The 21,285-nt window shown below is 71.9% G+C and carries 23 protein-coding genes; 11 read left to right on the forward strand and 12 right to left on the reverse strand.

Annotated features, from left to right (window positions below):
- Window position 1: 1 nt before the first annotated feature.
- Window positions 2-2,005, reverse strand: coding sequence for a bacterio-opsin activator domain-containing protein (locus EXE48_RS00965; RefSeq protein WP_121599199.1), 2,004 nt, complete (start codon window positions 2,003-2,005; stop codon window positions 2-4).
- A 294-nt stretch (window positions 2,006-2,299) separates the two neighbouring features.
- Here EXE48_RS00965 and EXE48_RS00970 point away from each other — a divergent pair, with 294 nt between their 5' ends.
- Window positions 2,300-4,384 (forward strand): AAA family ATPase, encoded by a 2,085-nt coding sequence (locus tag EXE48_RS00970; RefSeq protein WP_137710595.1) that lies wholly within the window; start codon window positions 2,300-2,302, stop codon window positions 4,382-4,384.
- Between the two features lie 42 nt (window positions 4,385-4,426).
- On the opposite strand, the gene EXE48_RS00975 is transcribed toward EXE48_RS00970, so the two are convergent.
- Both EXE48_RS00975 and EXE48_RS00980 read right to left on the reverse strand, forming a co-directional pair.
- On the reverse strand, window positions 4,427-4,651 hold the full coding sequence (locus tag EXE48_RS00975; protein ID WP_053771665.1) for a hypothetical protein: 225 nt from the start codon (window positions 4,649-4,651) through the stop codon (window positions 4,427-4,429).
- A gap of 65 nt (window positions 4,652-4,716) precedes the next feature.
- Complete coding sequence (locus EXE48_RS00980; RefSeq protein ID WP_077152273.1) at window positions 4,717-5,499, reverse strand: bacteriorhodopsin; 783 nt, start codon at window positions 5,497-5,499, stop codon at window positions 4,717-4,719.
- Window positions 5,500-5,677: 178 nt separating this feature from the next.
- On the opposite strand from EXE48_RS00980, the gene EXE48_RS00985 reads away from it, so the two are divergent.
- The 3 genes from EXE48_RS00985 to EXE48_RS00995 all read left to right on the forward strand — a co-directional run bounded on the left by EXE48_RS00985 (window position 5,678) and on the right by EXE48_RS00995 (window position 8,040).
- A complete protein-coding gene (locus tag EXE48_RS00985; protein WP_053771663.1) occupies window positions 5,678-6,052 on the forward strand; it encodes a SlyX family protein in 375 nt (124 codons plus the stop codon).
- A 104-nt stretch (window positions 6,053-6,156) separates the two neighbouring features.
- A complete protein-coding gene (locus tag EXE48_RS00990; protein ID WP_121599198.1) occupies window positions 6,157-7,209 on the forward strand; it encodes a Brp/Blh family beta-carotene 15,15'-dioxygenase in 1,053 nt (350 codons plus the stop codon).
- A gap of 90 nt (window positions 7,210-7,299) precedes the next feature.
- Window positions 7,300-8,040, forward strand: coding sequence for a protein sorting system archaetidylserine synthase (locus EXE48_RS00995; protein WP_121599197.1), 741 nt, complete (start codon window positions 7,300-7,302; stop codon window positions 8,038-8,040).
- Window positions 8,041-8,199: 159 nt separating this feature from the next.
- On the opposite strand, the gene psmB is transcribed toward EXE48_RS00995, so the two are convergent.
- Window positions 8,200-8,931: an archaeal proteasome endopeptidase complex subunit beta gene (gene psmB / locus EXE48_RS01000; protein WP_137704777.1), complete on the reverse strand. Its 732-nt coding sequence runs from the start codon at window positions 8,929-8,931 to the stop codon at window positions 8,200-8,202.
- Between the two features lie 215 nt (window positions 8,932-9,146).
- Window positions 9,147-9,323, reverse strand: a complete 177-nt coding sequence (locus EXE48_RS18620; protein WP_167551900.1) for a hypothetical protein — start codon at window positions 9,321-9,323, stop codon at window positions 9,147-9,149.
- A 325-nt stretch (window positions 9,324-9,648) separates the two neighbouring features.
- On the opposite strand from EXE48_RS18620, the gene EXE48_RS01005 reads away from it, so the two are divergent.
- Complete coding sequence (locus tag EXE48_RS01005) at window positions 9,649-10,329, forward strand: uracil-DNA glycosylase family protein (RefSeq protein ID WP_137710596.1); 681 nt, start codon at window positions 9,649-9,651, stop codon at window positions 10,327-10,329.
- Window positions 10,330-10,587: 258 nt separating this feature from the next.
- On the opposite strand, the gene EXE48_RS01010 is transcribed toward EXE48_RS01005, so the two are convergent.
- From EXE48_RS01010 to EXE48_RS01025, 4 genes are all read right to left on the reverse strand, one after another.
- A complete protein-coding gene (locus EXE48_RS01010) occupies window positions 10,588-11,802 on the reverse strand; it encodes an asparagine synthase C-terminal domain-containing protein (protein ID WP_137704779.1) in 1,215 nt (404 codons plus the stop codon).
- A 5-nt stretch (window positions 11,803-11,807) separates the two neighbouring features.
- Window positions 11,808-12,491 (reverse strand): PHP domain-containing protein, encoded by a 684-nt coding sequence (locus EXE48_RS01015; RefSeq protein WP_121599194.1) that lies wholly within the window; start codon window positions 12,489-12,491, stop codon window positions 11,808-11,810.
- A gap of 547 nt (window positions 12,492-13,038) precedes the next feature.
- Window positions 13,039-13,320 carry a DUF7513 family protein gene (locus EXE48_RS01020; protein ID WP_121599193.1) on the reverse strand — a complete coding sequence of 94 codons (282 nt, stop codon included), beginning with the start codon at window positions 13,318-13,320 and terminating at the stop codon, window positions 13,039-13,041.
- Window positions 13,317-14,876 (reverse strand): Na+/H+ antiporter NhaC family protein, encoded by a 1,560-nt coding sequence (locus EXE48_RS01025; protein ID WP_053771656.1) that lies wholly within the window; start codon window positions 14,874-14,876, stop codon window positions 13,317-13,319. The genes EXE48_RS01020 and EXE48_RS01025 overlap by 4 nt, the downstream gene beginning before the upstream one ends.
- A 403-nt stretch (window positions 14,877-15,279) precedes the next feature.
- Here EXE48_RS01025 and EXE48_RS01030 point away from each other — a divergent pair, with 403 nt between their 5' ends.
- Genes EXE48_RS01030 through EXE48_RS01045 form a run of 4 tightly spaced genes read left to right on the forward strand, consistent with a single transcriptional unit; the run spans window position 15,280 to window position 18,037 of the window.
- A complete protein-coding gene (locus tag EXE48_RS01030) occupies window positions 15,280-15,747 on the forward strand; it encodes a 30S ribosomal protein S15 (RefSeq protein WP_053771655.1) in 468 nt (155 codons plus the stop codon).
- Window positions 15,748-15,787: 40 nt separating this feature from the next.
- A complete protein-coding gene (locus tag EXE48_RS01035) occupies window positions 15,788-17,032 on the forward strand; it encodes an exonuclease RecJ (RefSeq protein ID WP_137710597.1) in 1,245 nt (414 codons plus the stop codon).
- 1 nt (window position 17,033) lies between these two features.
- Window positions 17,034-17,393, forward strand: a complete 360-nt coding sequence (locus EXE48_RS01040) for a KEOPS complex subunit Pcc1 (RefSeq protein WP_137710598.1) — start codon at window positions 17,034-17,036, stop codon at window positions 17,391-17,393.
- Window positions 17,390-18,037, forward strand: a complete 648-nt coding sequence (locus EXE48_RS01045) for a 30S ribosomal protein S3ae (RefSeq protein WP_121561797.1) — start codon at window positions 17,390-17,392, stop codon at window positions 18,035-18,037. The genes EXE48_RS01040 and EXE48_RS01045 overlap by 4 nt, the downstream gene beginning before the upstream one ends.
- A 150-nt stretch (window positions 18,038-18,187) precedes the next feature.
- Here the strand turns inward: EXE48_RS01045 and EXE48_RS01050 are convergent, their stop codons facing one another.
- Window positions 18,188-18,751 (reverse strand): GNAT family N-acetyltransferase, encoded by a 564-nt coding sequence (locus EXE48_RS01050; protein WP_121599190.1) that lies wholly within the window; start codon window positions 18,749-18,751, stop codon window positions 18,188-18,190.
- The gene (locus EXE48_RS01055; protein ID WP_137710599.1) at window positions 18,748-19,341 is read right to left on the reverse strand and encodes a GNAT family N-acetyltransferase; all 594 of its coding nucleotides are present in this window, start codon (window positions 19,339-19,341) and stop codon (window positions 18,748-18,750) included. The genes EXE48_RS01050 and EXE48_RS01055 overlap by 4 nt, the downstream gene beginning before the upstream one ends.
- A gap of 113 nt (window positions 19,342-19,454) precedes the next feature.
- Here EXE48_RS01055 and EXE48_RS01060 point away from each other — a divergent pair, with 113 nt between their 5' ends.
- The gene (locus tag EXE48_RS01060) at window positions 19,455-19,733 is read left to right on the forward strand and encodes a DNA-directed RNA polymerase subunit L (protein ID WP_004596453.1); all 279 of its coding nucleotides are present in this window, start codon (window positions 19,455-19,457) and stop codon (window positions 19,731-19,733) included.
- A gap of 126 nt (window positions 19,734-19,859) precedes the next feature.
- The gene (locus EXE48_RS01065; RefSeq protein WP_137710698.1) at window positions 19,860-20,888 is read left to right on the forward strand and encodes a glycosyltransferase family 4 protein; all 1,029 of its coding nucleotides are present in this window, start codon (window positions 19,860-19,862) and stop codon (window positions 20,886-20,888) included.
- A 42-nt stretch (window positions 20,889-20,930) separates the two neighbouring features.
- On the opposite strand, the gene EXE48_RS01070 is transcribed toward EXE48_RS01065, so the two are convergent.
- Window positions 20,931-21,248, reverse strand: a complete 318-nt coding sequence (locus tag EXE48_RS01070) for a DUF7510 family protein (protein ID WP_053771649.1) — start codon at window positions 21,246-21,248, stop codon at window positions 20,931-20,933.
- Window positions 21,249-21,285: the final 37 nt, after the last annotated feature.

Genomic DNA, 21,285 nt, shown 5'->3' on the forward strand with positions numbered 1-21,285 from the left:
GTCATCCGTCCGACCGGGGGTCGACGTACGCCTCGACCAGCTTCCGCTCGGCCGCGCGGAGGTGCTGGTGGAACGTCTGTCGGGTGATCCCCATCCGATCGGCGATCTCGGAGCCGTCGACCGGGCGCGGCCACTCGAAGTAGCCGTTCAGCTCGGCGGTCTTCAGCGCGTCGCGCTGCCGGTCGGTGAGCCGCTCGTCGACCGCGGCGGCGAACTCGGCGACGGTGCGGTCGCGGCTCTCGCGCTCGACGCGCGACCGGAGCTCGACGCCCTCGTACTCGTCGCGGAACACGTCGAGGATCGACCGCACGTCGTGCTCTGGCGGCGCCTCGATCGTGAGGGTCGCCTCGTCGCCCGTGGCCGTCGCCTCGGTGACGACGCCACCGTGAGCGGCCAGCTGGGTGAGCGGCGGCGAGTCGGTGACGGTGACGGCGAAGCTGACGCCGTCGTTCGTCTCCGAGACGGTCCGCATCGACTCGACGAGCGGGAGCGACGCGAGCTCGTCGAGGTCCAGGCCTTCGCCGTCGGCGCGGAAGTACAGCTCGCACTCGTCGTCTTCGAGCCGCGTCGTCCCGAGGTGTACTACCTCCCCGCCGACCGCGTCCGCGATCCGCGCGAGCGCCGCGGTCTCGTCGCGGATCCCGACCACGAGCTCCACCACCCGGTCGGTGGTGAGGATCTCCGTCGTCTCGATGGAGTGGAGGCCGTTCGCGATCATCTTCCCGACCGACTCACACACCCGCCGCTCCCGGCGGGCCAGGACGTCCGCCCCGTTGCCGTAGATCCCCAGCAGGCCGTACTGCCGGTCGCCGTACGTGAGCGGCACGACGAGGAGCCGGCGGCCGCCAGCGGACTTGGGTTCGAGCGGCCCGTCGGCGGCGTCGTCTATCGACCCGCTGTGGAGCTCCTCGGTCTCGATCGCCTCCTGTACCTCCGCCGGCGTCTCGGCGACGTCGTACGACGCGCCCGGCTCGACCGACACGCCGCTCGCCGCGCGGATCTCGAGCCGGCCGGTCGCCGACGAGACCTCGCCGATCCAGCCGCCGGCGTACCCCGGCTCGCCGGCGATGACCTCGCAGACGCGCTCGGAGATGACCCCCGAGTCGCGGTTCTCGACGAGGATGCGGCTGATGTCGCTGAGGAGGCCGTTCACCCGGCCGAGAACCCTGTCGAGCGAGCGCCGCTCGGTCGCCAGCTTCTCGGCGCGCTCCTCGGCGAGCCGCTCCGCCTCCTTCCGGTCGCTGATGTCGTTCTGGAAGCCGACGTAGTGGGCGAGGTCGCCGTCCTCGTCGTAGACGGGCGCGACGGTCAGCTCGTTCCAGAACGGGGTGCCGTCGCGTCGGTAGTTCCGGATCTCGACGGTCACCTCCTCCTCGTTGCCGATCGCCTCCGCGATCTCGTCGACGGTCTCCGGGTCCGTCCCCGGCCCCTGAAGGAACCGCGGGTTGCGACCGAGCGCCTCCTCGACCGGGTAGCCGGTGTGTTCCTCCCAGGCGTCGTTGACGTACACGAGCGGGTAGTCCGGGAGGTCCGGGTCGCTGATGCTGATCCCGATCGGCGCGTCCTCGACGGCCCGCGTCACCTCCGACGCGGTCGGTTCGTGGTCCGACACGTCCTGGCGGGTCTCCGAGGCGGAGACGCCGGAACAGACGGTCGACACGTCGGAGACGAGCCGGTCGATCGACGCCGACCCGTTCTTCTGGAGGAACCTGTCGACCCCGTTCTCGAAGGCGGCCTCCGGCACGCCCTCCTCGTCGGTCGCCGTGAACATCACGACGGGTACGCCGGCGTCGGACTCCTCGATCGCGGTCGCGAGGGCCACGCCGTCGTCGCCGGCCAGCGCGTACTCGCTGACGACGCAGTCGTACTCGCCCGTCGTCGCCTTCGCGACCGCGGACGCCGCGGTGTCCGTGCGCGTCACGTCGAACCCCGCGGCGCCGAGCGCAGTCTCGATTCGATCGCTCCCCTCCTCCGGGTGGACGAGGAGCGCCCGAGCATTCGCCATGAGCAGCAGTTCGCACCCGTACGGGTTAATGCTTACCTGTCTTCCGAGGACCTGAATCGCCGCCGGCTGCGCGGTCGGTGTCCCGAATAGATCGTACATTGGCGGTTTTGCGTCCGAAATAAATCTATTCGATCGCTTACTTGCGAGTATCCCTTACATACGATCTAACGACTGCCTGTCACCGTCGGTCCGCGACTGTCCAGTTAGGCCGTGGGTACTTTGTGGTCGCTGGGCGTGAGATCGACGTATGGTGTCGACCACCGCCGCAGAGTCCCGCGAACGAACTTACGGAGCATGAGCGTGCGCGTCCCCGTCAGAGAACCGCCAACGTCGGTCCCCGGAGACCGGATCGGGCTCCCCCGGGCCGTGCTCGACGACCTCGGGGTCGGCCGCGGCGACACGGTGACCGTCGCGGGCGCGCACCGCGTCGCCGCCCCGGTCGTCGCGGTCGACGACGGGACGCGGGCGGTGTTCCTCCCCGAGCGGCTCCGCCGGACGGGCGGGGTCGAGCCGGGCGACACCGCGACGGTGGCGGTCTCGGACCTCCCGGTCGCGTCGTCGGTCACGCTGCGGCTCCGCCAGTCGGTCGACGTGGAGCGGAGCGAGGACGCCATCCGCCGGCGGCTCGCCCGGCGCGTGGTCGCCGTCGGCGACGAGGTCGAGGTCACGCGCCTCGGCGGCGCCCTCACCCTCCGGTTCGACGTGCGGGACGTGGCGCCCGCCTCGCCGGCGGTCGTCGACGACGCGACCGAGATAACCGTCGCGGACGACGATGCGGACGCCGCGGTCGTCTCCGAACGCCCCGGGGAGACCGGCCCCGGCGACGGGTTCGTCGCGACGGCGACGTTCGAGCGTCTCCGCGACGCCGTCGCGACCCGGTTCGACGCGGCCGAGGCGTTCGCGTCCGCCGGGCATCCGACCCTCGGACTGCTCCTCCACGGACCGCGCGGGTCGGGCAAGACGACGCTCGTCGAGGCCGTCGCGGCCGCGACCGACGCGTCGCTCGTCCGCACCTCCGCGGCCCGGCTCCGGGGCGAGCGCGCGAGCGACCAGTCGGACGGGCTCGACCGCGTCGTCGACGCCGTCTCCGCGGGGGAGCCGACCGTGGTCCTCCTCGACGATCTGGAGGCGCTCGGGGCCGACGACGGCGGGGGCTCCGCGCTCGCCGACCGCCTCCGGTCGACCGTCGACGAGCTCCGCGACGGGGACCGGACGGCCGTGATCGGCGCGACGACGGACCCGAGCGCCGTGCCGTCGGCGCTGCGCCGCGGCGGGCGGTTCGACCGCGAGATCGGGGTCGAGCCCCTGACGACCGCCGACCGGCGCGACGCGCTCGAAGCGCTCTGCGAGGGCGCGCCCCTCGCGATGGACGTCGACTTCGAGGGCGTCGCCGCGCGGCTCAACGGCTACGTGTTCGCCGACCTGGCCGTCCTCGTGGACGCGGCCTTGGAGCGGGCGGTCCGCCGCGACGGTCGGACCGCGATCCGGCTGGCCGACTTCGAGGCCGCGCTCGACGACGTCGAGCCCACCGGGCTCCGCGAGGTCACCGTCGAGTTTCCCGCGGTCGGCTGGAACGAGGTCGGCGGCCTCGACGACGCCAAACGCGAGCTGGTGCGCGCGGTGTACTGGCCCCTGGAGTACGCCGACCGCTTCGCGGAGATGGGGATCGACCCGCCCTCAGGCGTGCTGCTGTACGGGCCGCCCGGCACCGGGAAGACGCTGCTCGCCCGGGCCGCGGCGAGCCTCAGCGACGCGAACTTCATCCCGGTGAACGGGCCCGAGCTGCTCGACAAGTACGTCGGCGCGAGCGAGCAGGCGGTCCGCGACCTCTTCGCCACGGCGCGCGAGAACGCGCCGGCGGTGATCTTCTTCGACGAGGTCGACGCCATCTCGCCGAAGCGCCGCGGCGACGACACCGGCGCCGGCGAGCGCGTGGTGTCGCAGCTGCTGACCGAGCTCGACGGGCTGGAGCCGCTCACCGACGTGGTGGTGATCGCGGCGACGAACCGCCCGGATAACATCGACGAGGCGCTGTTGCGCCCCGGTCGCATCGAGAAGGCGGTCGAGACGCCGCTCCCGGACCGCGAGGCGCGCCGCGAGATCCTCCGGATACACGCGCGAGAGATGCCGGTGGCGTCGGGCGTCGACCTCGACTCCCTCGCCGACCGCACGGCCGGGTACAGCGGCGGCGACCTCGCCGCCTTGGTCCGCGAGGCCGGGCTGCTCGCCATCGAGGACGCCATCGTCGACGACGGGCCGCCGGCCGACCCGACCGTCGGGCGCGACCACTTCGAGCGCGCGCTCCGCGAGACGTCGCCGTCGACGAGCGACGGGCGCGCGGACGCCGAGCGAGTGGGACGCGACTCGCCGGCGGAGTGAGGGGTCGGCGGGCACTGCCTTCGCCGGCCCCCGGACCTCGTCTTACTCCGGCTCCTCGTGGAGGTTCAGGACGAAGTAGACGACCCCGACCATGGCGAGCAGTTCCAGGGCGACCATCGTCCAGAACCGAACGTTCAGTCCGCCGCTCGGCTCCTGTAGCGTCGGGATCAGGAAGATTCCGACGAGCGCGATCACGGCGCACGCGGCCAGCCCGACCACGGATCGGGTATTCGTCACTGGCGGCTGTTCGGTGGGAGTGTCAGTCATGTCGAAAAATGAACGCTGGAAACGGTTGAACCGTGCTGTTCGGTCGCGTCGGAGCGACCTGCCGATCAGTCCGCGGCCTGCGCGTCGGCACCGGCCGACGGCTCGGGAGCCTCGGTGTCGCCGAGGATGGCGCGGCTGCGGAGCAGGACGAAGCCGAAGCCGACCTTCGCCGTCACGTCGAGCACCATGAACGCCAGGGTCTCGACGCCGAGACCGACGACGCCGGCGCCCTCGGTCCCGACGATCCACAGGATCGGGTATGCCGTCCAGAGGACGGCGACGAGGGCGGTCAGCGTGTTGAACGTCGACTGCACCTCTTCGGAGCGCTGCTTCGCCGCGCTACGCAGGCTCGTCAGGAGGTAGTACAGCACGAACAGGAACGCGATCGTGCTGAACAGCCACCAAGTGTAACGCGCGAGCGGCGTGTGCGAGAGCGCGCCGATGAGGCCGGTGACGATCATCAGCGCGTCGACGCCGATGAGCGTCCCGATGGTCACGCGGTCGACCTTCGCGAGCAGCGCGAGGTCGAGCAGCAGCAGCGGCGTCGTGAACAGCCAGTCCGCGTACCGGGCGTAGTAGATCTCGAGCGGCTCCGCCATCCCGGCGACCTCGACCGTCGTCAGCCCGATGCCGAAGAACATCGACAGGTACGCCGCCGATGCGATCCCCGGCACGAGGATCGTGATCGCGTAGTACTCACGGGCCTCCTTGTCCGTCACGCCCCAACCGCGGGCGATGAAGTAGAAGGTCCCGATGAGCATTAGTAGTGTGCCGATTCCCAACCAGAGTGTCTCGGGGCGACCGTCCCCGAGCAGGTCGTATCCCGCCTGTAGCGCTATCGGGTCCATACCCACATCTTGATACAGTATATACTCTATTGAGACCGATGCCAACCCAGTTAGGTATCGCGGGCCGCGGGCGGTGCGTCGCGGGAGCGGATCTGCCCCCGCCATCGTCCCCGAACCCTGACCGCATGGAGACGTTGTCGGCCCGAAAGTAATGACCCTGGGGCCCCACTGGTGTCGTATGGCAGACGAAGAGACCGAGGCGGAAGCGGAATCGACCACGGAAACCACCGCGGAGCGCGAGGCGGAGGCGACCGACGACGTCACCATCGACGTCGAGGCGATCGACGAGTACGAGCAGCGCATCGACGAGCTGTCCACCGCGGTCGAGGAGCGCGACGAGACCATCGAGGAGCTCCGGTCGGTCGTCGAAGAGCAGTCGGAGCAGATCGACAAGCTGGAGAACCAGTTCCTCGACCTGTCCGCGCGCGTGGCCGACGGCCGGAACCTCGGCGTCTGCCCCGAGTGTAACGGACCGACCGAGAAGAAGGAGCGGCTGTTCCGCGCGGACACGATCGAGTGCACGCGCTGCGGCGAAGTGATCCACACGTACTGAAGCGCCGTTTCGGATCTCCGTCCCGCGCTGCGCCGCGTGACGGTATATAAAAGACCCAATAATGGCGACGAGGCCCTAACCCCGTAACGCCCCTACATACGCCCATGTCGACGTCGACGGCGAGTCCGGTGCGGCGACTCATCGGTGAACCGGAACGGACGGCTATCGGTGCCTCTCGCGCGGCGTTGCTCCTGCTCGCGGTCGGGTTCGGAGCCCTGTCCGCGGTCGGCACCGACGTGTCGCTCCGGACGCAGATGATCGCGTACCTCGTCGGGATGGTCGCGCTGAACCTCCCGCACGGCGGGTACGAACACTTCTCGAACCTCCGACGGCGGGGGCTCCCGTTCGGCGCCCGGTACGTGGCGCTGTACCTCGGGTTCGTCGCCTCCTTCGTGGCGCTGTTCGTGTTCGCGCCCCTGCCCGCGCTCGCGCTCGCGTTCGGGACGGCCGTCGCGAAGGGCGGGCACGGCGACCTCCGCGTGATGGACGCGCTGGTCGGGACCGAGCACCTCCCGACCAAGCCGCAGCGGGCGCTCGCCGCCCTGATCCGCGGCGGCGCCGTGATGATCGTTCCCGCCGTCTTCTGGACTGAGACGTTCTACGGGTTCACCGGCATCATGCTGGGCGTCTTCGACGGCCAGTTGGCCGGACCGGCCGCCTCGAACCCGGAGACGGTCACCACGGCGCTGGGCGCGGTCTTCGGGCTCGGCGTGGTCACCCACCTCGGCGGCGGGCTGGTGACCAGCCTGCGCGCGACCGGCGGCGTGAGCCGCTCGTGGCTCCTCGACGCCGCGGAGACGCTGCTGCTCGTCGCGTACTTCGCCCTGGTGCCCGTGGTCGTCGCCATCGGGCTCTACTTCCCGCTGTGGTACTCGATGCGGCAGTCGGCGCGGAGCATGGTCGTCGAACGCGAGCAGCCGGACCGGACGGAGGGCGTCTCGCTCGTCGTCGCGTGGGGGGTCCTCGTCGTCGGCGCGCTGGTCACGGCGAGCGTCGCCACAGCCCTGTGGACCGTCGCCCCGAACCCGCTGGCCGGCGGCTCGCTCCTCTCCGGTGCCGTCGCCTTCTACACCATCTTCGTCTGCGTCATCGCGATGCCGCACGTCGTGGTCGGCGAGTGGCTCGACTTCGGGCGCGGCATCTGGTACGTGCCCTGAGCCCGGGCGCCGGTCCCTGTGCGCGGGCCGACCGTGCCCACGGTCGACGAGATAACAAGCCCTAAAACCCGGCTCGTCGACCGATACGGTATGCCTCTGCGGTTCGCTCGGCGGCTGGGGCTCGCGGACGCGGTCACCGTGGCCAACGCCGCCGTCGGCTTCCTCGCCGTCGTCGCCGCGACGGTCGACGTCGCGCTCGCGGCCCGGCTCGTGCTCCTCGCGGCGGTCGCCGACGGGCTCGACGGGGTCGTCGCCCGTCACCGCGGGTCGACGCCCGCCGGCCCGTACCTCGACTCGCTGGCCGACGTCGCCTCCTTCGGCGTGGCGCCCGCCGCCCTCGTGGCCGCGGTCGTTCGCGACGGGCGGTCGTTCGCCGCGGACCCCGCCCTCGTCGCGGCCGGCGTCGGCGCGGGCGCGCTGTTCGTCGCAGCCGCGGTCGCCCGGCTCGGGCTCTACACGGTCGACGAGGACGGCGCCCGCGAGACGGTCGGCGTCCCGACGACGCTGGCGGCGACCGTGCTCGCGGCCGCCGTCATCGCCGGCTACACCGCCCCGCTCCTCCTCGTCGCGGCGACGGCGGCGTTCGCGCTGCTGATGGGGTCGACGGTGACGTACCCCGACCTCCACGCGCAGGACGCGCTCGTGATGGGCGTGGTCCAGGCCGCCGTGATCCTCACCCCCGCCGGTCACATGGCGACGGACGCGCTCCCGACGTGGATCGGCGAGGGGTTCGCGTTCGCGCTGCTGTTCCTCTCGGCCGGCTACCTCCTGCTCGGCCCGCGCTTCTACTGGGGCGACGGGATCCGCGCGCCGCCGGGGCTCCGGCGGTGAGTCCGGTAGGTCAGTGATCCGGTAGGCCGGTGAGTCCGGTACGGTCGGGCGTCGGACTCGCGTGCGAACGGACGGCGACGCGATAGAGCGGTAGCTCGGGCGCTCGCGGACGGTCGAAAATCGCAGTGAGGAGCGGTCGCCGGGGCCGCCGGGTCGGCCTTACAGGAGGTCGTCGAAGTCCTTGTACCGGGTGATGTCGACGCCGTCGTCGGTGACGACCGCGACGTTGATCCCGTTGCCGGAGGCGAGGTCGCGCTCGACGGCGGACTGGATCGCCTTCGCGGCGATGGTCTCCGCCTCGTCGATCGTGACCTCGTCGTCGTACTCCTGCTCTAAGACACCGAGCGCGTACTGCGACCCGGAGCCGGTGACGGTGTACTCCTCCTCGGTCGTGCCGCCGAGGGCGTCGATGGAGTAGATGTGCGCGCCCTCGTCGTCGACGCCGCCCAGGATCGGCTGGACGACGAAGAACGCCCCGGAGCGGAGGAGGTTACCGGTCAGCGTCGACAGCGCCTCCATCGACATGTCCTTGCCGCGACGGGCCTCGTAGAGGCTCGTCTCGGCGCGGAGCGTCGAGATGAGGTTCTGCGCCGCCGAGACGGAGCCCGCGATGGTCAGGGCGCCGCGCGGGTGGATCTCTTCGACCTTCTGGACGTCCTTCGAGGAGACCATGCCGCCGAGGGAGGCGCGCATGTCGGTCGCCATCACGACGCCGTCGTCCGCCTTGATGCCGACGGTCGTGGTCCCGGTCTTCATCTCGCCTTCGCCCTCCGCCTTCGCGGCGCGGCGGTCGCTGTGTTCGAACTCGCCGAGCTCCGGTCCGAAGACGGGCTGGTCACGGCCCAGGTCGGCGGCCGGCCCGTCGGAGAGGTCGCCAGTCGGTGGTCGCATTACACGCTCGTTGGCCCGGCGCGCTGATAAAGGCAACCCTTCGGGGGCCGCCGACCGGTTCCGACGGGCCTATCCGTCGCCGCGTCGGGACCGCCCGACGGCGGCCTAACGAGCGTCTCGGCGACAACGGCGACGCGGCGAGGGCCCGCGGGGCGCGACGGCGCCGTCGCTCGGCGTCGGGTCGACGTCGCAAAACGGGGGCTACGGCCGGCCGATCACTCCTCGGCGGCGGTCTCGCACGCCTCGGTTGTGGTCTCGACGAGCCGGCCGACGGGGACGTTGACGCCGAGGTGTCGGCGCGCGAAGACGGCCACCGGAAACAGCGAGATTCCGACGGCGACGGTCGCTTGGTGCAGCCCGAAGAGGGCCGCGGTTCGGATGCGGTCGAACATTGGACTTCTGCCCCAGCCCAACCGGGGGATGTATAAATATCTTCCGTGGCCGGCGCCGAGACGATCCGGACGCAGTCTCGCGTTTTTCGGTCGTAAATTAACGATTCTGAAATTTCTCCCGTTTCGCGCGGATCGTCGCGTATCCCAAGCCGGTCCGACCGAAGTTATTCTCGTAACTTATGCGAATCCACGCCGGCTCGTGCGCCTCGAATCGGCGCCCTTCGCGCGGGTCCGTCGCCGCCTCGCCGATCGCGTCGCCCCACCAGCCACGCCGCCCCGCGCCGGACCGAACGGAATTTAACGCCGTGCGCGCTTACCCGGTCGCGTGCAGAACGTCACGGACCGGATCCGGAACCCCTTCGGGATGCGCCCCGACTGCCCCTCGTTCGTCCCCGGCTACGGCGACGCCAACGCCGACTTCCACGTCGTCGGCGACCGCCCCGGCGTCCACGGCGGGACCGCCGCCGCGGTCCCGTTCACCGGCGAGCCGTGGTCGCCCGCGTTCCTGTCGACGCTCCAGTCGGCCGGACTGATCGCCGGGCTCGCCGAGGGCGTCGCCCCCGACGGCGTCGCGACAGACGGCGACCCCACCGCGGTCGACCCCGTCTCGACCGACCGGACGTTCCTCTCGTACCTCCACATGTGCGAGAGCGACGGGCCGCCGGACGACGACGCCTACGACGACATGGAGCGGTTCTTCGACGCGGAGCTCCGCGCCATCGCGGCCCACGTGCTGCTCCCGGTCGGCGCGCGCGCGACCGAACACGTCCTTGAGACCTACACCGCCCGGGCCTGGAAGACCGAGGTCGACATGGACGCGCTCCACGGCGAGGAGCTGCTCGGCGCCGGGTGGCTCGTCGTCCCGGTCAAGGACCCGTCGGACTGGACGGACGGCGACGCCGACCGGCTCGTCGACGCGCTCGGGGAGCTCCGGTCGACCGACTTCCGCCGCGAGAGCGACCTCGGACGGTTCATCGCCGGCAGCGACCCGTACCTCGTCCGCTGACGGAACGAGTGCCCGCCGGGCGTGCGCCCCCGTCGGTCACCGCCGCATGGACGTGAACTTTCTCCGGCAAAGCGCGTCCCCGTCGGTTCGATTCGGCAGTAATCGCCTCCGTCCGCGGACGATCGTTTTCTACCCGCGCTCGGGAGTGTCATATTTGTCGCTACTGTCTGGATTTTATACTTGTCCCGTAGATCTGTCTCTAGACGCCCGATCGATCGGGCGTCGGCCGCAGGACTGGTACTCCCCGCGGCGACTTGGTCAGTTCCGGCCCTCACCGGCCGGTTTTTCGTCGGCGCACAGCGACTCGACGTACTTCCCGACGTGGTCGTCCAGCCGCCGCTTGAAGCCCGCTTGCCGCGCGAGCCGGTCGAGCTCGCGGGAGACGTACGTCCCGTACTGGACCGCCTTCTTGTCCGCGGCGTGGACCGACGCCGGGACGCGCTCGGCCGCGACCCGACGCAGCGCGACCTTCCGCTCCTCGCCGTCGACGAGCAGATCGTCGGGGAGCGCCAGCGCGGCGGCGACCACCCGGTCGTCGAGCAGCGGCGTCGCGGGCTCGACGCCGGCGGCCCGGAGCGCGAGAACGTCCCGCTCCAGCTGTGCGGGGAGCGTGCGGACGGTCTCGGTCCGCGCCCCGCGGACGGTGTCGGCCTCGACGCGGGGGTCCTCGGCGGGGTCGACGACCTTGCTGTAGCCGCCGAACAGCTCGTCGGCGCCCTGCCCGACCGCGAGCCGGTCGACCCCGTCCGCGGCGGCCGCCTCGGCGGTCAGGAACAGCGGGACCGCGATGGCGACGTCCATCGGGTTCCGGCGGCCGGTCGCGGCCGCGACCGCGCGGACGGCGCGCGTGAGGTCGTCGTGCGTGACCTCGACCACTCGCAGGTCGCGGCCCATGGCCGCCGCGGCGTCGCGCGCGGCGGCGACGTCGTGGCTCCCCTCGAAGCCGGCCACGTAGCAGGAGGCCTCGGGCACGGCGGCCGCGACGAGCCCGGAGTCGACGCCGCCGGAGAAGGCGACCGCGAGGTCGCCGCCGCTCTCGGCGCCGTCCGCGGATCGAGCGGCATCGAGGTCGTCGAGCGCCGCGCTCACCGCGTCGTCGACCGCCGCCAGCGCGGCGTCGCGGTCCGCGGTCGGACTCGCGTCGGGCAGCCGCCAGACGCGCTCCGTCCCGGCCGCCGAGGCGACGCTCCCGGCCGGAACCGGCTCGGGGTCGTCGAGGTCGGCCCGGTCGAACGCCCACGCGCCGGGCTCCGTCGGCCGGCGGTCGGACTCAGGATCGAGCGCCGCGGCCTCGGCGAACAGCGGCTGCCGACCGAGGGCGTCGCGGACCAGAACCGGCCCCTCGCGGTCCGGCGGGTCGGCCAGCAGGCCGGCGAAGCCGCGCCCGCCCGGGAGGGGGTCGGCGTCGCGGAGCGCGGCCCGGACGCGGTCCGGGTCGGTGCCGCGGAGGTCGGAGGCGGGTGAGCCCGGCATCGCGGTCACCGGAGGGCGTCGAGCGCGCGGAGCGCGCGGCGCTTCGCGCCCCCGCCGAACTGGCGGAGCGAGACGCGCCACGGGGTGCGCTTCCCGACGACGCTGGTCCGGCCGTCGGCGATGCCGTCGAGGATCGCCGCGGCGGAGCGCTCGTCGGCGCCGACCTCGGTCACCGCCTGCCCCACCATCTCGGAGATGTGCGCGTCGCTCCCGGCGGTCATCGGCAGGCCGTGGCGGACGGCGAACTTCTCGGCCTGGCGGTTCGAGCGCCCGGTGAACAGCCGGGAGTTGTACACTTCGAGGGCGTCGGCGCTCGCCAGCTGCTCGTCGCTGATGTGCGCGGCGACGCCGTGGCGGGACTTCTGGAAGGGGTGGGGGACGACCGCGATCCCGCCCTGGTCGCGGATCCGGTCGAGCGTCTCGTCGAAGGGGAGGCCGCTCTCGACGCGCTCCTCGATGCCGAACGCGAGGACGTGGCCGACCGCCGAGGTCACCTCCATGCCGACGATGCCGACGAGCCCGTAGTCGGGGGCCTTCTTGGCCGCCTCGATGCTGGCGTCGATCTCGTCGTGGTCGGTGACGGCGAGCGCGTCGAGCCCGACCGCGGCCGCCTGCTCCAAGAGGAGGTCGACCGGGTCGCGCCCGTCGTACGACAGCGCGGAGTGCGCGTGGAGCTCGACCGATAGCACACCCGATAGTTCGAGCGTGGTCATAAAAAGCGCCCCGGTCCGGGCCCGGTTCCCGCGGATTCGCGGCGGCTGAACCCCGTTCTAACGATCTGCTATATAAAAAAACACAACCGCGGTGGCGCGTGCCTGCGAGCGGCCGCCCCCGGCGGCCGCGAGGAGCACGCGCGAGGGAGTCGGCCGACCGAAGGGAGGCCGACGAGGCTGGGGAGGTGTGAGGCTGCGGTTGCGGTGCTGTAGGTGGACTCGAAGGGGCAGTCACCGGCGACGAAGTCGCCGGTTGCCCGTGGCGCTACGCGCCACGCTGCCGCGAGGGCGAAGACGCGCGACGTAAGGACCGCAGGCGCGAACGGAGTGAGCGCCGAGGACCACAGCGAGCGCATCGAGTCCTCGCGGCTGGGGCTTCGGAGATGTTCGTCGGCGCTCCGCAGTCGACTAGCTATAGGCGAGCGGCTGAGAGATCAAAAGGGTTCGCCGCAGATTCGGAAGCAGCGATGTACGGGCGACTTGCCGGTGCGATGGCCTCGAAAAAATACGTCCTCGCTACCGATTAGAACGCGCTCTCGCCCACCGTCTTCCGGTAGGTCGCCCGGCCGCTGTGAGTCGCGTCGTCCCACGACTCCACGTCGACGATCACGCGGGTGTTCACCGCGTCCGGCGGCGCGCCCTCGATACGGAGCGTCGAGTCGCCGATGCGGGCGACGTGGTCGCCGTCCTCGCCGGGGCCGCCCCCCTCGCCGGTCACCATCACTTCGAGAACGTCGCCGGCCGCGTAGTCCGGCGTCGGGCCGCGGGCCGACCAGCCCGCGAGGAACTTGTCGAAGACGCTCATGCGCGGGACACCTCCTCGGAGACGCGGTCGGGGATGTACTCCCGCCCGAAGCCGGTGATCGCGGCGAGGACGAATATCGCCACGAGGAACCAGCCGTGGAAGACGTACGGGACGACCTCGATGGGGTTGACGACCATCTCGGGGCCGTACTCGGCGCCGAGGCCGTCGGGGCCGACCATCACCTGGTAACCCACTAGCACGCCGCCCGCCCACGGGAAGATGTAGCCGAGCGCGGAGGTGTTGGCGTCGAGGATGTTCGCGCGGCGGTAGCCGTTGATGTTGAACTTCTCGCCGATCCGCGCGATATACGGGGCGATCGCGATCTCGGCCGCGGTGTTGATCGTGATCATCCCGTTGATGGTCGCGGTGCCGAGGACCATCGTCAGCTCCGCGCGGCGGACCGTCGTCGCGACGGAATTCAACAATAACTCCAGGATCGCCTCGAAGCCGCCGCCGCGGATCATGATCTGCGCCATCGACACGATCAAAAGCGTCAACACGATGAGCGGGAAGAAGCCAGTCGCGCCCGTGTAGAGGCTTCCGCTAACGCCCGTGGTCTCGCCGACCGCGACGAACGGGAGCGAGGTGAACGTCCCGGCCTCGCTCACGGTGAACACGAGGATGTCGCTCACCGACGAGAGCCCGAACACGAGGTTGGACGCGACGGCGACGACGATCCCCCACGAGATCGCCTCGACGATGTGGCGGCCCGCGACCGCCGTGACGATCACGACGCCCATCGAGCCCAGGTGGACCAACCCCGCCGCGGCCGCGTCGAGTTCGGCCGCGCCCTCGAGGGTCGCGCCCGGCAGCACCGAACCCATGATCAGGTAGGCGACGAACGCCGGCACCGCAGCGAGGATCGCGTACTTGAACCGCGAGGCGACGACACCGCCGATGTCGGCGTCCTGCGTCACCGCGCTCACGATCGTCGTGTCGCTGACGGGCGCGAGGTTGTCGCCGAAGACGGCGCCCGAGAGGATGGCGGCGAACAGCAGCACCGGGTTCGCGCCGAGGAGCACGCCGGCCGGGAAGAACAGGGTCACGAACGCGATGGTCGCGCCGTACCCCGTCCCGATCCCGGTCGCGAGCAGCCCGCAGAGGACGAACGCGGCCGCCGGGAACGTCGCTCCGCTGACGTTCAACGCCTCGGCGGCGAAGATGAGTCCGTTGACGAATCCGCCGGCTTGGAGCGTGTCGGCGAACATCCCGGCCCACAGCCACGCGACGATCGCCGTGGCGGCGACGCGCTGGGTCATCCCCTCGAATATGGTGTCCGCGTACGTCTTCCAGCTCCCGCGAACGAAGAACATCCCGAGGATCGTCCCGATCAGCGCACCGATCACCAGTCCATCCGAGCCGCCGACTCTGAGAACACCGCTCTGGAAGATGGCCCAGAGGATGAAGAAGGCGAGCGGGATCGTGCTCGCCCACTTGCCTCCGCGGAACTCGATCCGCGGGCCGTCGCCGTCCTGGTCGCCGACGCCGAACTCGCTACCGTCGGGCGGGTCCCCGCCGTCGGTCGCCGGCGGAGCCCCGTCGCTGGTCTCGGTCATCTGTCGGTCACATCGCCCCGAACACCGACGACTCACCTAAATCCTCCTTTCGGCGGAGAACTCGCGCGGAACAGAATCCCGAGCGGCGCGGACCGAGGGCGGCCGGGAGCGCGACCCCGCTCGCCGCTTCGCTCCGCGAGAACGCTCCGCCCCACAAGAACACGCTTAAGAACCCCGACGGCGACCCCTCACACGGGAACAGCACAGCTGCAGATCCGACTCGCCGGGGCCCTTTCGCCCGCGGCTTGGGAATGTAGCAGTGCCCCGACGCCTCCGGCGTCGCGGTCGGGCGGCCCGCTCGCGCGGGCCGTCCGGTCGGATCGCTCGGTCCGCGAGCGATCCGTAGCCGCGCCGCGCGGAGTCGCGGTCACGTTGCGGTTGTGCCGTTCCAACCAGACAGACAATGGCACGAATGCACACGCGCCGTCGCGGTTCGTCCGGTTCGGACAAGCCGGCGACGGACGAGACCCCGGAGTGGAGCGACGTCGACGCCGAGGACATCGAGTCCCGCGTCGTCGAACTGGCGGAGCAGGGCCACGACCCCAGCGTCATCGGCCTCAAGCTGCGCGACGAGGGCGTCAAGGGCGTCCCGATCCCGGACGTGAAGCTGGCGACCGGGAAGAAGGTCACCGAGATCCTCGAGGAGCACGACGCCGACGCCGACCTCCCGGAGGACCTCCGTAACCTCATGCGGCAGGCGATCCGCCTGCGCGAGCACATGGAGGAGAACGGGCAGGACCACCAGAACAAGCGCGCGCTCCAGAACACGGAGTCGAAGATCCGCCGCCTCGCGAACTACTACCGCGGCGACGAGCTCGACGAGGAGTTCACGTACACCTACGAGAACGCCGTCGAGCTCTTAGCGGAGTAACGCGGCGAGACGCGGCGACGACACCCCACGAGACCCACCCATGACCGAAGCGACGTCCGCCACGCCCGCCCCCGACGCGCTCGCCGGCGTCCTCGCAGACGCGCCGTTCGTCCGGCTCGTCGCGACCGACGACGGCGACGCGCTGGCAGCCGCGGGGCTGCTCGCGCGAGCGCTCCGAGCGACGGGCACGCCGTTCCAGGCGCGGGTGGCCGCCGACCCAGTCCCAGCCGACCCCGACGACGGCGTCGCGGTGACCGTCGGCGTCGACCGCGGGCCGCACGCGATCCCCGGCACGGGGCGCCCAGCCAGCACGGCGGCCTTCGCGGTCGCGCGCGCGCTCGGCAGCGACCCCGACCCCGTGGTCGCGCTCGCCGGCGTCGTCGCGGCCGGGTCGATCCCCGGCGCCGACGGCTCGGGCGACGCGCTCGACGCCGCGGAGCGGGCCGGCCGCGTCGAGCGGCGTCCCGGCGTCGCGCTCCCGGTCTCGGGCGGCGCGCCGGGCGACCAAGAGGCGGGCGCCGCACCCTCGCGGGCAGAGGCCCTCGCGGCCTCGACGCTCGCGGCGACGCGGTACTCCGGCGACCCCGAGGCGGCGCGCGACGCGCTCGCCCCGCTGGGGCTGCCGGCCGACCCCGACGCGGACGACCGCCGCCGGCTCGCGTCGCTGGTCGCGGTCGACGCCGTCGACGGCGACGACGCGAGCGAGCGCGCCGCCTCGGCGGTCGAGCGCGCGCTCCGCCCGTACGCGACGGACGGCCCGTTCGAAACGGTCGGCGGCTACGCCGACGTGCTCGACGCGCTCGCCCGGGAGGCGCCCGGGACGGGCGTCGCGCTCGCGCTCGCGAGCGACCCGGACGACTCGCTCCGAAAGAGCGCGCTCGACGCGTGGCGCCGCCACGGCCTGGCGGCCCACCGTGCGCTCGACGCCGCGACGGTCGGCCGGTACGACGGCTGCGTCGTCGCCCGCGTCGACGCCTCGGAGGCGGTCCTCCCGACGGTCGCCCGGCTCGTTCGGGACTTCCGGTCGCCGGAGCCCGTCGCGGTCGCGCTCGACGAGGGCGCGGGCCGCCTGGCCGTGGCCGCCACCGGCGGTGGCCACGCGTCGGGCGACGCGGCCGGCGAGCCGACCGACGTCGGCGACGCCTGCCGGACCGCCGCCGGCGAGGTCGGCGGCGACGGCTGGGGCACCCCCGAACGCGGCGGCGTCTCGGTCGCAACGGACGCGAACGACGCCGTCGACGCCGACGCCACGGCGGCGCTGGCCGCGCTCCGGGAGGCGATCTGAGATGGCGGGCGACGCCTCGCCGCGCGCCGACGCGGCACGGAGCGCGACGGTCCGGACCGAGCACGCCGACGCCGTGACGGTCGCGGCCGCGCTCGCCCCGGACGAGACCGACTCGATGCGCACGCGCGTCGACGGCGACGTCGTCGCCTGCGCGGTCGAGCGGCCGACAACCGGCGGGCTCCAGTCGACGCTGGACGACCACCTCGTGAACCTGCGGGTCGCCGACCGCGTGATCGACCGCGCACGCGACCACGCCGCCGCGACTCCCGACGCCGCGGACGCAGACGCCGCGCACGCCGACTCCCTCGACTCCGCAGACGAACCGCAGACGACCGACACCGACACACAACCCGACACATGAGCGAACGATCCGTATCCAAGAGCAGAGAACAGAAGCGCTGGTACACCGTGCTGGCGCCCGAACAGTTCGACCGGCAGGAGCTCGGCGAGACCCTCGCCGAGGAGCCCCAGCAGGTCGTCGGCCGCACGATCACGACGACGCTCGACGAGCTAACGGGCGACTCCAACGCGAACAACACGAAGCTGACCTTCAAGATCACCGACGTGGGCAGCGACTCGGCGTACACCGAGTTCATCAAGTACGAGCTGACGCGCGACTACCTGCGCTCGCTCGTCCGCCGGGGCGCCTCGAAGGTCGAGGCGTCGATCACGGTGCTGACGACGGACGACTACCGCATCCGCGTCCAGCCCGTCGCGCTGACGACGAAGAAGGCGGACCGCTCCCAGGAGAAGGCGATCCGCCGCGTGATGATCGACAAGGTCCACGCCGCCGCCGAGGAGCGCACCTTCGAGGCGTTCGTCGACGCCATCGTCGACGGGAACCTCTCGTCGGCCATCTACGGCGACGCCAAGGAGATCTACCCGCTCCGCCGCGTCGAGGTCCAGAAGCTGACCCTCGAAGCGCGCCCGAGCGAGGTCGCCGCCGAGGAGGAGGCGTCCGTGGACGTCGACGCCGACGAAGTGGCGGTCGACGCCGACGAGTAACCCTTCGGCCGACCGACGCCGACTTCTCCGTTTATCGCCCGCCCAGCGGCCGCGCCGCCCGTTCCGTCGGCGGTTCCCGACTCGTGCGCGCCCGCTTCTCGCCGCCCGGCGCACCGTGCGCGACCGTTCCGCCCCGCGTCGGAGCGGTCCTCACTCCGCGTCGGGGGCGGTCGCCATGCGAAGCCGAGCCGGCTCGAAGCCGACCGCCTCGTAGAATTCGCGGGCGTCGCGGTTCTCGGCGTCCACGTCGAGCGTGACGTGTTCGCAGCCGCGCTCGGCGGCCGCCGTCCGGACGCGGTCGAGCAGCCGGCGCCCGAGCCCCTCGCCGCGGCGCGGCGGCCGGACGTACAGCTCGGTCACGTGGAGGCGGTCGCCGGCGGCGAACACCGGCGCCGAGGACTCGACCTCGGCCGCGGCGTACCCGACGAGACGGCCGTCGGCGACCGCGCGGTCGGCGGCCGCCGCTTCCGCGTCGGTGTCCCCCGACTCGTCGTCCTCGGCGCCCGACTCGTCGTCCACGGCGACCCACGTACAGACGGCCTCGTCATCGAGCCGGTCCCGGCGGTGCCCGACGCCCGCCGCGACGAGGTCCACGTCGTCGGCGAGCGCGTTCCGGTCGGCGAGGGCCGCCATCTCCCGGGCGAAGGGGAGCCACAGCCCCGTCACGAGCGGGCGGACGTCGGACGCGCGGAGCCGCCGGACCGTCGCGGTCACGGCCCGGACACCTCGCGCGTCAGCTGTCGGCGGTGCGGCTCGAAGCCGACCTTCTCGTAGAACGCGGCCGCCCGCGCGTTGCTGGCGTCGACGTCGAGCCGGAGCTCGCCGCAGTCCTGCTCGCGCGCGTCTACCCCTGCTCGCTCCATCAACCGCTCCGCCAACCCGGTCCCGCGGTAGGACTCGTCCACGTAGATGTCGCCGACCACGAGCCGGTCCGGCCGGTCGAACACCTCTGGACACTCGTCGGCGCTCGTCGAGACGAACGCCACGAGGTCTCGGTCGGGATCGGGAACGCCGACCGGAGCGGGCTCCTCGGGGTCGAGCGCCTCGGGATCGAGCGCCCCGGAACCGACGTCGCCCGGAGCGACTTCCGGATCGACCGCGACCACCCACAGGCGACGGTCGGCGTTCTCGCGGAGCAGGCGGAGCCGGAACGCGGCCTCGGCGGCGATCAGCTCCTCGTCGGGGCGGTCGGCGAGCGCGTGCCCGTCCGCCGCGGCCGCGAGGTCGCGGTGGTAGGGGAGCCACAGCTCCGCCGCGTACCGCTCCGCGGCGGCCGCCGTGGCGGGCAGGCGTCGAATCTCCATACGGCGGCCACCGGAGCCGGCGGCATACGCTTTCGGGTCGCGTGCGATCCGTCCGCATCCGCCGATATTCGGGAGACGAAAGCTTGAAACGCCGCTCGCCCGACCTCTCGGACATGGAACTGCGGGTCATCGAGAAGACCGACACGGAACTCCACATCGAGATCGCGGGCGAGGACCACACGTTCATGAACGTCCTGAAGGGCGCCCTGCTGGAGTCGGACGACGTCGCGGCCGCGACCTACGACATGAACCCCGAGCAGTCCGGGGGGCAGACCGAGCCCGTCCTCACGGTCAAGGCCGAGGAGGGCGACCCGCTCGACGTGCTCGCGGACGCCGCCGGCTCGATCACCGAGCGCACCGACGCGCTGCGCGACGCGGTCCGCGCGGCCTGAACGCGGTCCGACAGCGTCTCCCGCCGACTCCTTTCCCCGCCCTCTGTCTCTCCGTTCTCCCACGCCACGAGGGGCATACCTAAGTGGTGACTCCAGAAACGGGGGTGTATGCCGCCGAGCGTACTCATGCTGGGGTGGGGGTTCCCGCCGAACATCACCGGCGGGCTCGACGTCCACGTGGGGGAACTGTTCACCGGGCTCCGCGACGACCTCGGGGTCGAGGTCACCCTGGTGTTGCCCGCGGAGTTCGCCCCCGACGACGAGCCGGGACTCGAACCCGTCGAGACCGGCGAGGGCGACGTCGCGGCGCGCGTCGGGGAGCTCTCCGACCGCTTCGCCGAGCTCGCGCCCGACCACGACGTGGTCCACACGCACGACTGGTTCGGGTACGGTCCCGGCCGCGCCGCCGCCCGCGCGTCCGACGCCACCTGGGTCTCCTCGTTCCACTCGCTGGCGAGCGACCGCAACATCGACCCGCCGAGCCGCGAGGTCGAGACCGAGCGCCGCCTCGCGAACGCCGCCGACACGAACATCGCGGTCAGCGAGATCGTCCGCTCGGACATCCGGGAGCTGTACGACGCCGACTCGCGGGTCGTGTACAACGGCTTCTCGACGCCGACGTTCTCCGGGAAGGACGTGCGCGAGGACCTCGGCATCGACGGCGAGATGCTGTTCTTCGTCGGGCGCCACACCGACCAGAAGGGGATCTCCCACCTCCTGTACGCGGTCAAGAAGCTGCGCGGCCGCGACGCGACGCTCGTCGTCGGCGGATCCGGCCACCAGACCGACCAGCTCAAGCGGTTCGCGGAGCTGCTCGGTATCGAGGACCGCGTCGAGTTCGTCGGCTACGTCCCCGAGGCGGAGCTCGGCGACTACTACGCCGCCTCGGACGCGTTCGTCTCGCCGTCGTACGCGGAGCCGTTCGGGATCACGATCACGGAGGCGCTGGAGGCCGGGACGCAGGTCGTCGCGACCCCGTCCGGCGTCGCGGAGGTGCTCCCCGACGGCTGCCTCGTCGAGGTCGCGACGGACTCGGAGTCGATCGTCCACGGGCTCATCGAGGCGCTCGACCGCGAGGAGCCGTCGGAGTACGAGCGCCGCGAGTGGCTGGACGTGGCCGAGGACACGCTCGCCGTGTACGAGGACGTCGCCTGAACCCCCGGTCTAGTCCCCACCCGTCCGCCGCCCGCGGCGGGCTCAGCTCTCGTCGCCCCGATACACGTCGAACTCCGTCACCGGCTGCGGGTGCGTGACCCGGAAGCCGTCCGCGGTCTCCATCACGCCGCGCGTGCTGCCGGTCGTCCCGCCGTACGGGCTCTCCTCGCCGCCGGCGCCGGCGCCCTGATACGGCGAGGTGTACGGCGACCCGCCGACCGGGTCGTCGAACCCCTCGGGCGGGAGGTAGATCCGCTCGCCGTTCGCCGACCGCACGACGACGGCGACGTCCCTCGTGCCCGTCACGTCGATGACGGTGCGGTCGTCGGTGATCCGCGCGTCGACGTCGATCTCGTCCATGCCCCACGTTCCGGACGGGGGCGGTTTAGCCCTACCG

Origin of the sequence: Halorubrum sp. ASP1 (assembly GCF_005435135.1) — an archaeon.
GTDB lineage: Archaea > Halobacteriota > Halobacteria > Halobacteriales > Haloferacaceae > Halorubrum > Halorubrum tropicale.

What these genes read in the sequence shown, in the direction of transcription:
- EXE48_RS00965 (WP_121599199.1), bottom strand. Translation starts at nt 2,005, where the DNA reads ATGGCGAATGCTCGGGCGCTCCTCGTCCACCCGGAGGAGGGGAGCGAT.
- EXE48_RS00970 (WP_137710595.1), top strand. Translation starts at nt 2,300, where the DNA reads ATGAGCGTGCGCGTCCCCGTCAGAGAACCGCCAACGTCGGTCCCCGGA.
- EXE48_RS00975 (WP_053771665.1), bottom strand. Translation starts at nt 4,651, where the DNA reads ATGACTGACACTCCCACCGAACAGCCGCCAGTGACGAATACCCGATCC.
- EXE48_RS00980 (WP_077152273.1), bottom strand. Translation starts at nt 5,499, where the DNA reads ATGGACCCGATAGCGCTACAGGCGGGATACGACCTGCTCGGGGACGGT.
- EXE48_RS00985 (WP_053771663.1), top strand. Translation starts at nt 5,678, where the DNA reads ATGGCAGACGAAGAGACCGAGGCGGAAGCGGAATCGACCACGGAAACC.
- EXE48_RS00990 (WP_121599198.1), top strand. Translation starts at nt 6,157, where the DNA reads ATGTCGACGTCGACGGCGAGTCCGGTGCGGCGACTCATCGGTGAACCG.
- EXE48_RS00995 (WP_121599197.1), top strand. Translation starts at nt 7,300, where the DNA reads ATGCCTCTGCGGTTCGCTCGGCGGCTGGGGCTCGCGGACGCGGTCACC.
- psmB (WP_137704777.1), bottom strand. Translation starts at nt 8,931, where the DNA reads ATGCGACCACCGACTGGCGACCTCTCCGACGGGCCGGCCGCCGACCTG.
- EXE48_RS18620 (WP_167551900.1), bottom strand. Translation starts at nt 9,323, where the DNA reads ATGTTCGACCGCATCCGAACCGCGGCCCTCTTCGGGCTGCACCAAGCG.
- EXE48_RS01010 (WP_137704779.1), bottom strand. Translation starts at nt 11,802, where the DNA reads ATGCCGGGCTCACCCGCCTCCGACCTCCGCGGCACCGACCCGGACCGC.
- EXE48_RS01020 (WP_121599193.1), bottom strand. Translation starts at nt 13,320, where the DNA reads ATGAGCGTCTTCGACAAGTTCCTCGCGGGCTGGTCGGCCCGCGGCCCG.
- EXE48_RS01025 (WP_053771656.1), bottom strand. Translation starts at nt 14,876, where the DNA reads ATGACCGAGACCAGCGACGGGGCTCCGCCGGCGACCGACGGCGGGGAC.
- EXE48_RS01030 (WP_053771655.1), top strand. Translation starts at nt 15,280, where the DNA reads ATGGCACGAATGCACACGCGCCGTCGCGGTTCGTCCGGTTCGGACAAG.
- EXE48_RS01035 (WP_137710597.1), top strand. Translation starts at nt 15,788, where the DNA reads ATGACCGAAGCGACGTCCGCCACGCCCGCCCCCGACGCGCTCGCCGGC.
- EXE48_RS01040 (WP_137710598.1), top strand. Translation starts at nt 17,034, where the DNA reads ATGGCGGGCGACGCCTCGCCGCGCGCCGACGCGGCACGGAGCGCGACG.
- EXE48_RS01045 (WP_121561797.1), top strand. Translation starts at nt 17,390, where the DNA reads ATGAGCGAACGATCCGTATCCAAGAGCAGAGAACAGAAGCGCTGGTAC.
- EXE48_RS01055 (WP_137710599.1), bottom strand. Translation starts at nt 19,341, where the DNA reads ATGGAGATTCGACGCCTGCCCGCCACGGCGGCCGCCGCGGAGCGGTAC.
- EXE48_RS01060 (WP_004596453.1), top strand. Translation starts at nt 19,455, where the DNA reads ATGGAACTGCGGGTCATCGAGAAGACCGACACGGAACTCCACATCGAG.
- EXE48_RS01065 (WP_137710698.1), top strand. Translation starts at nt 19,860, where the DNA reads ATGCTGGGGTGGGGGTTCCCGCCGAACATCACCGGCGGGCTCGACGTC.
- EXE48_RS01070 (WP_053771649.1), bottom strand. Translation starts at nt 21,248, where the DNA reads ATGGACGAGATCGACGTCGACGCGCGGATCACCGACGACCGCACCGTC.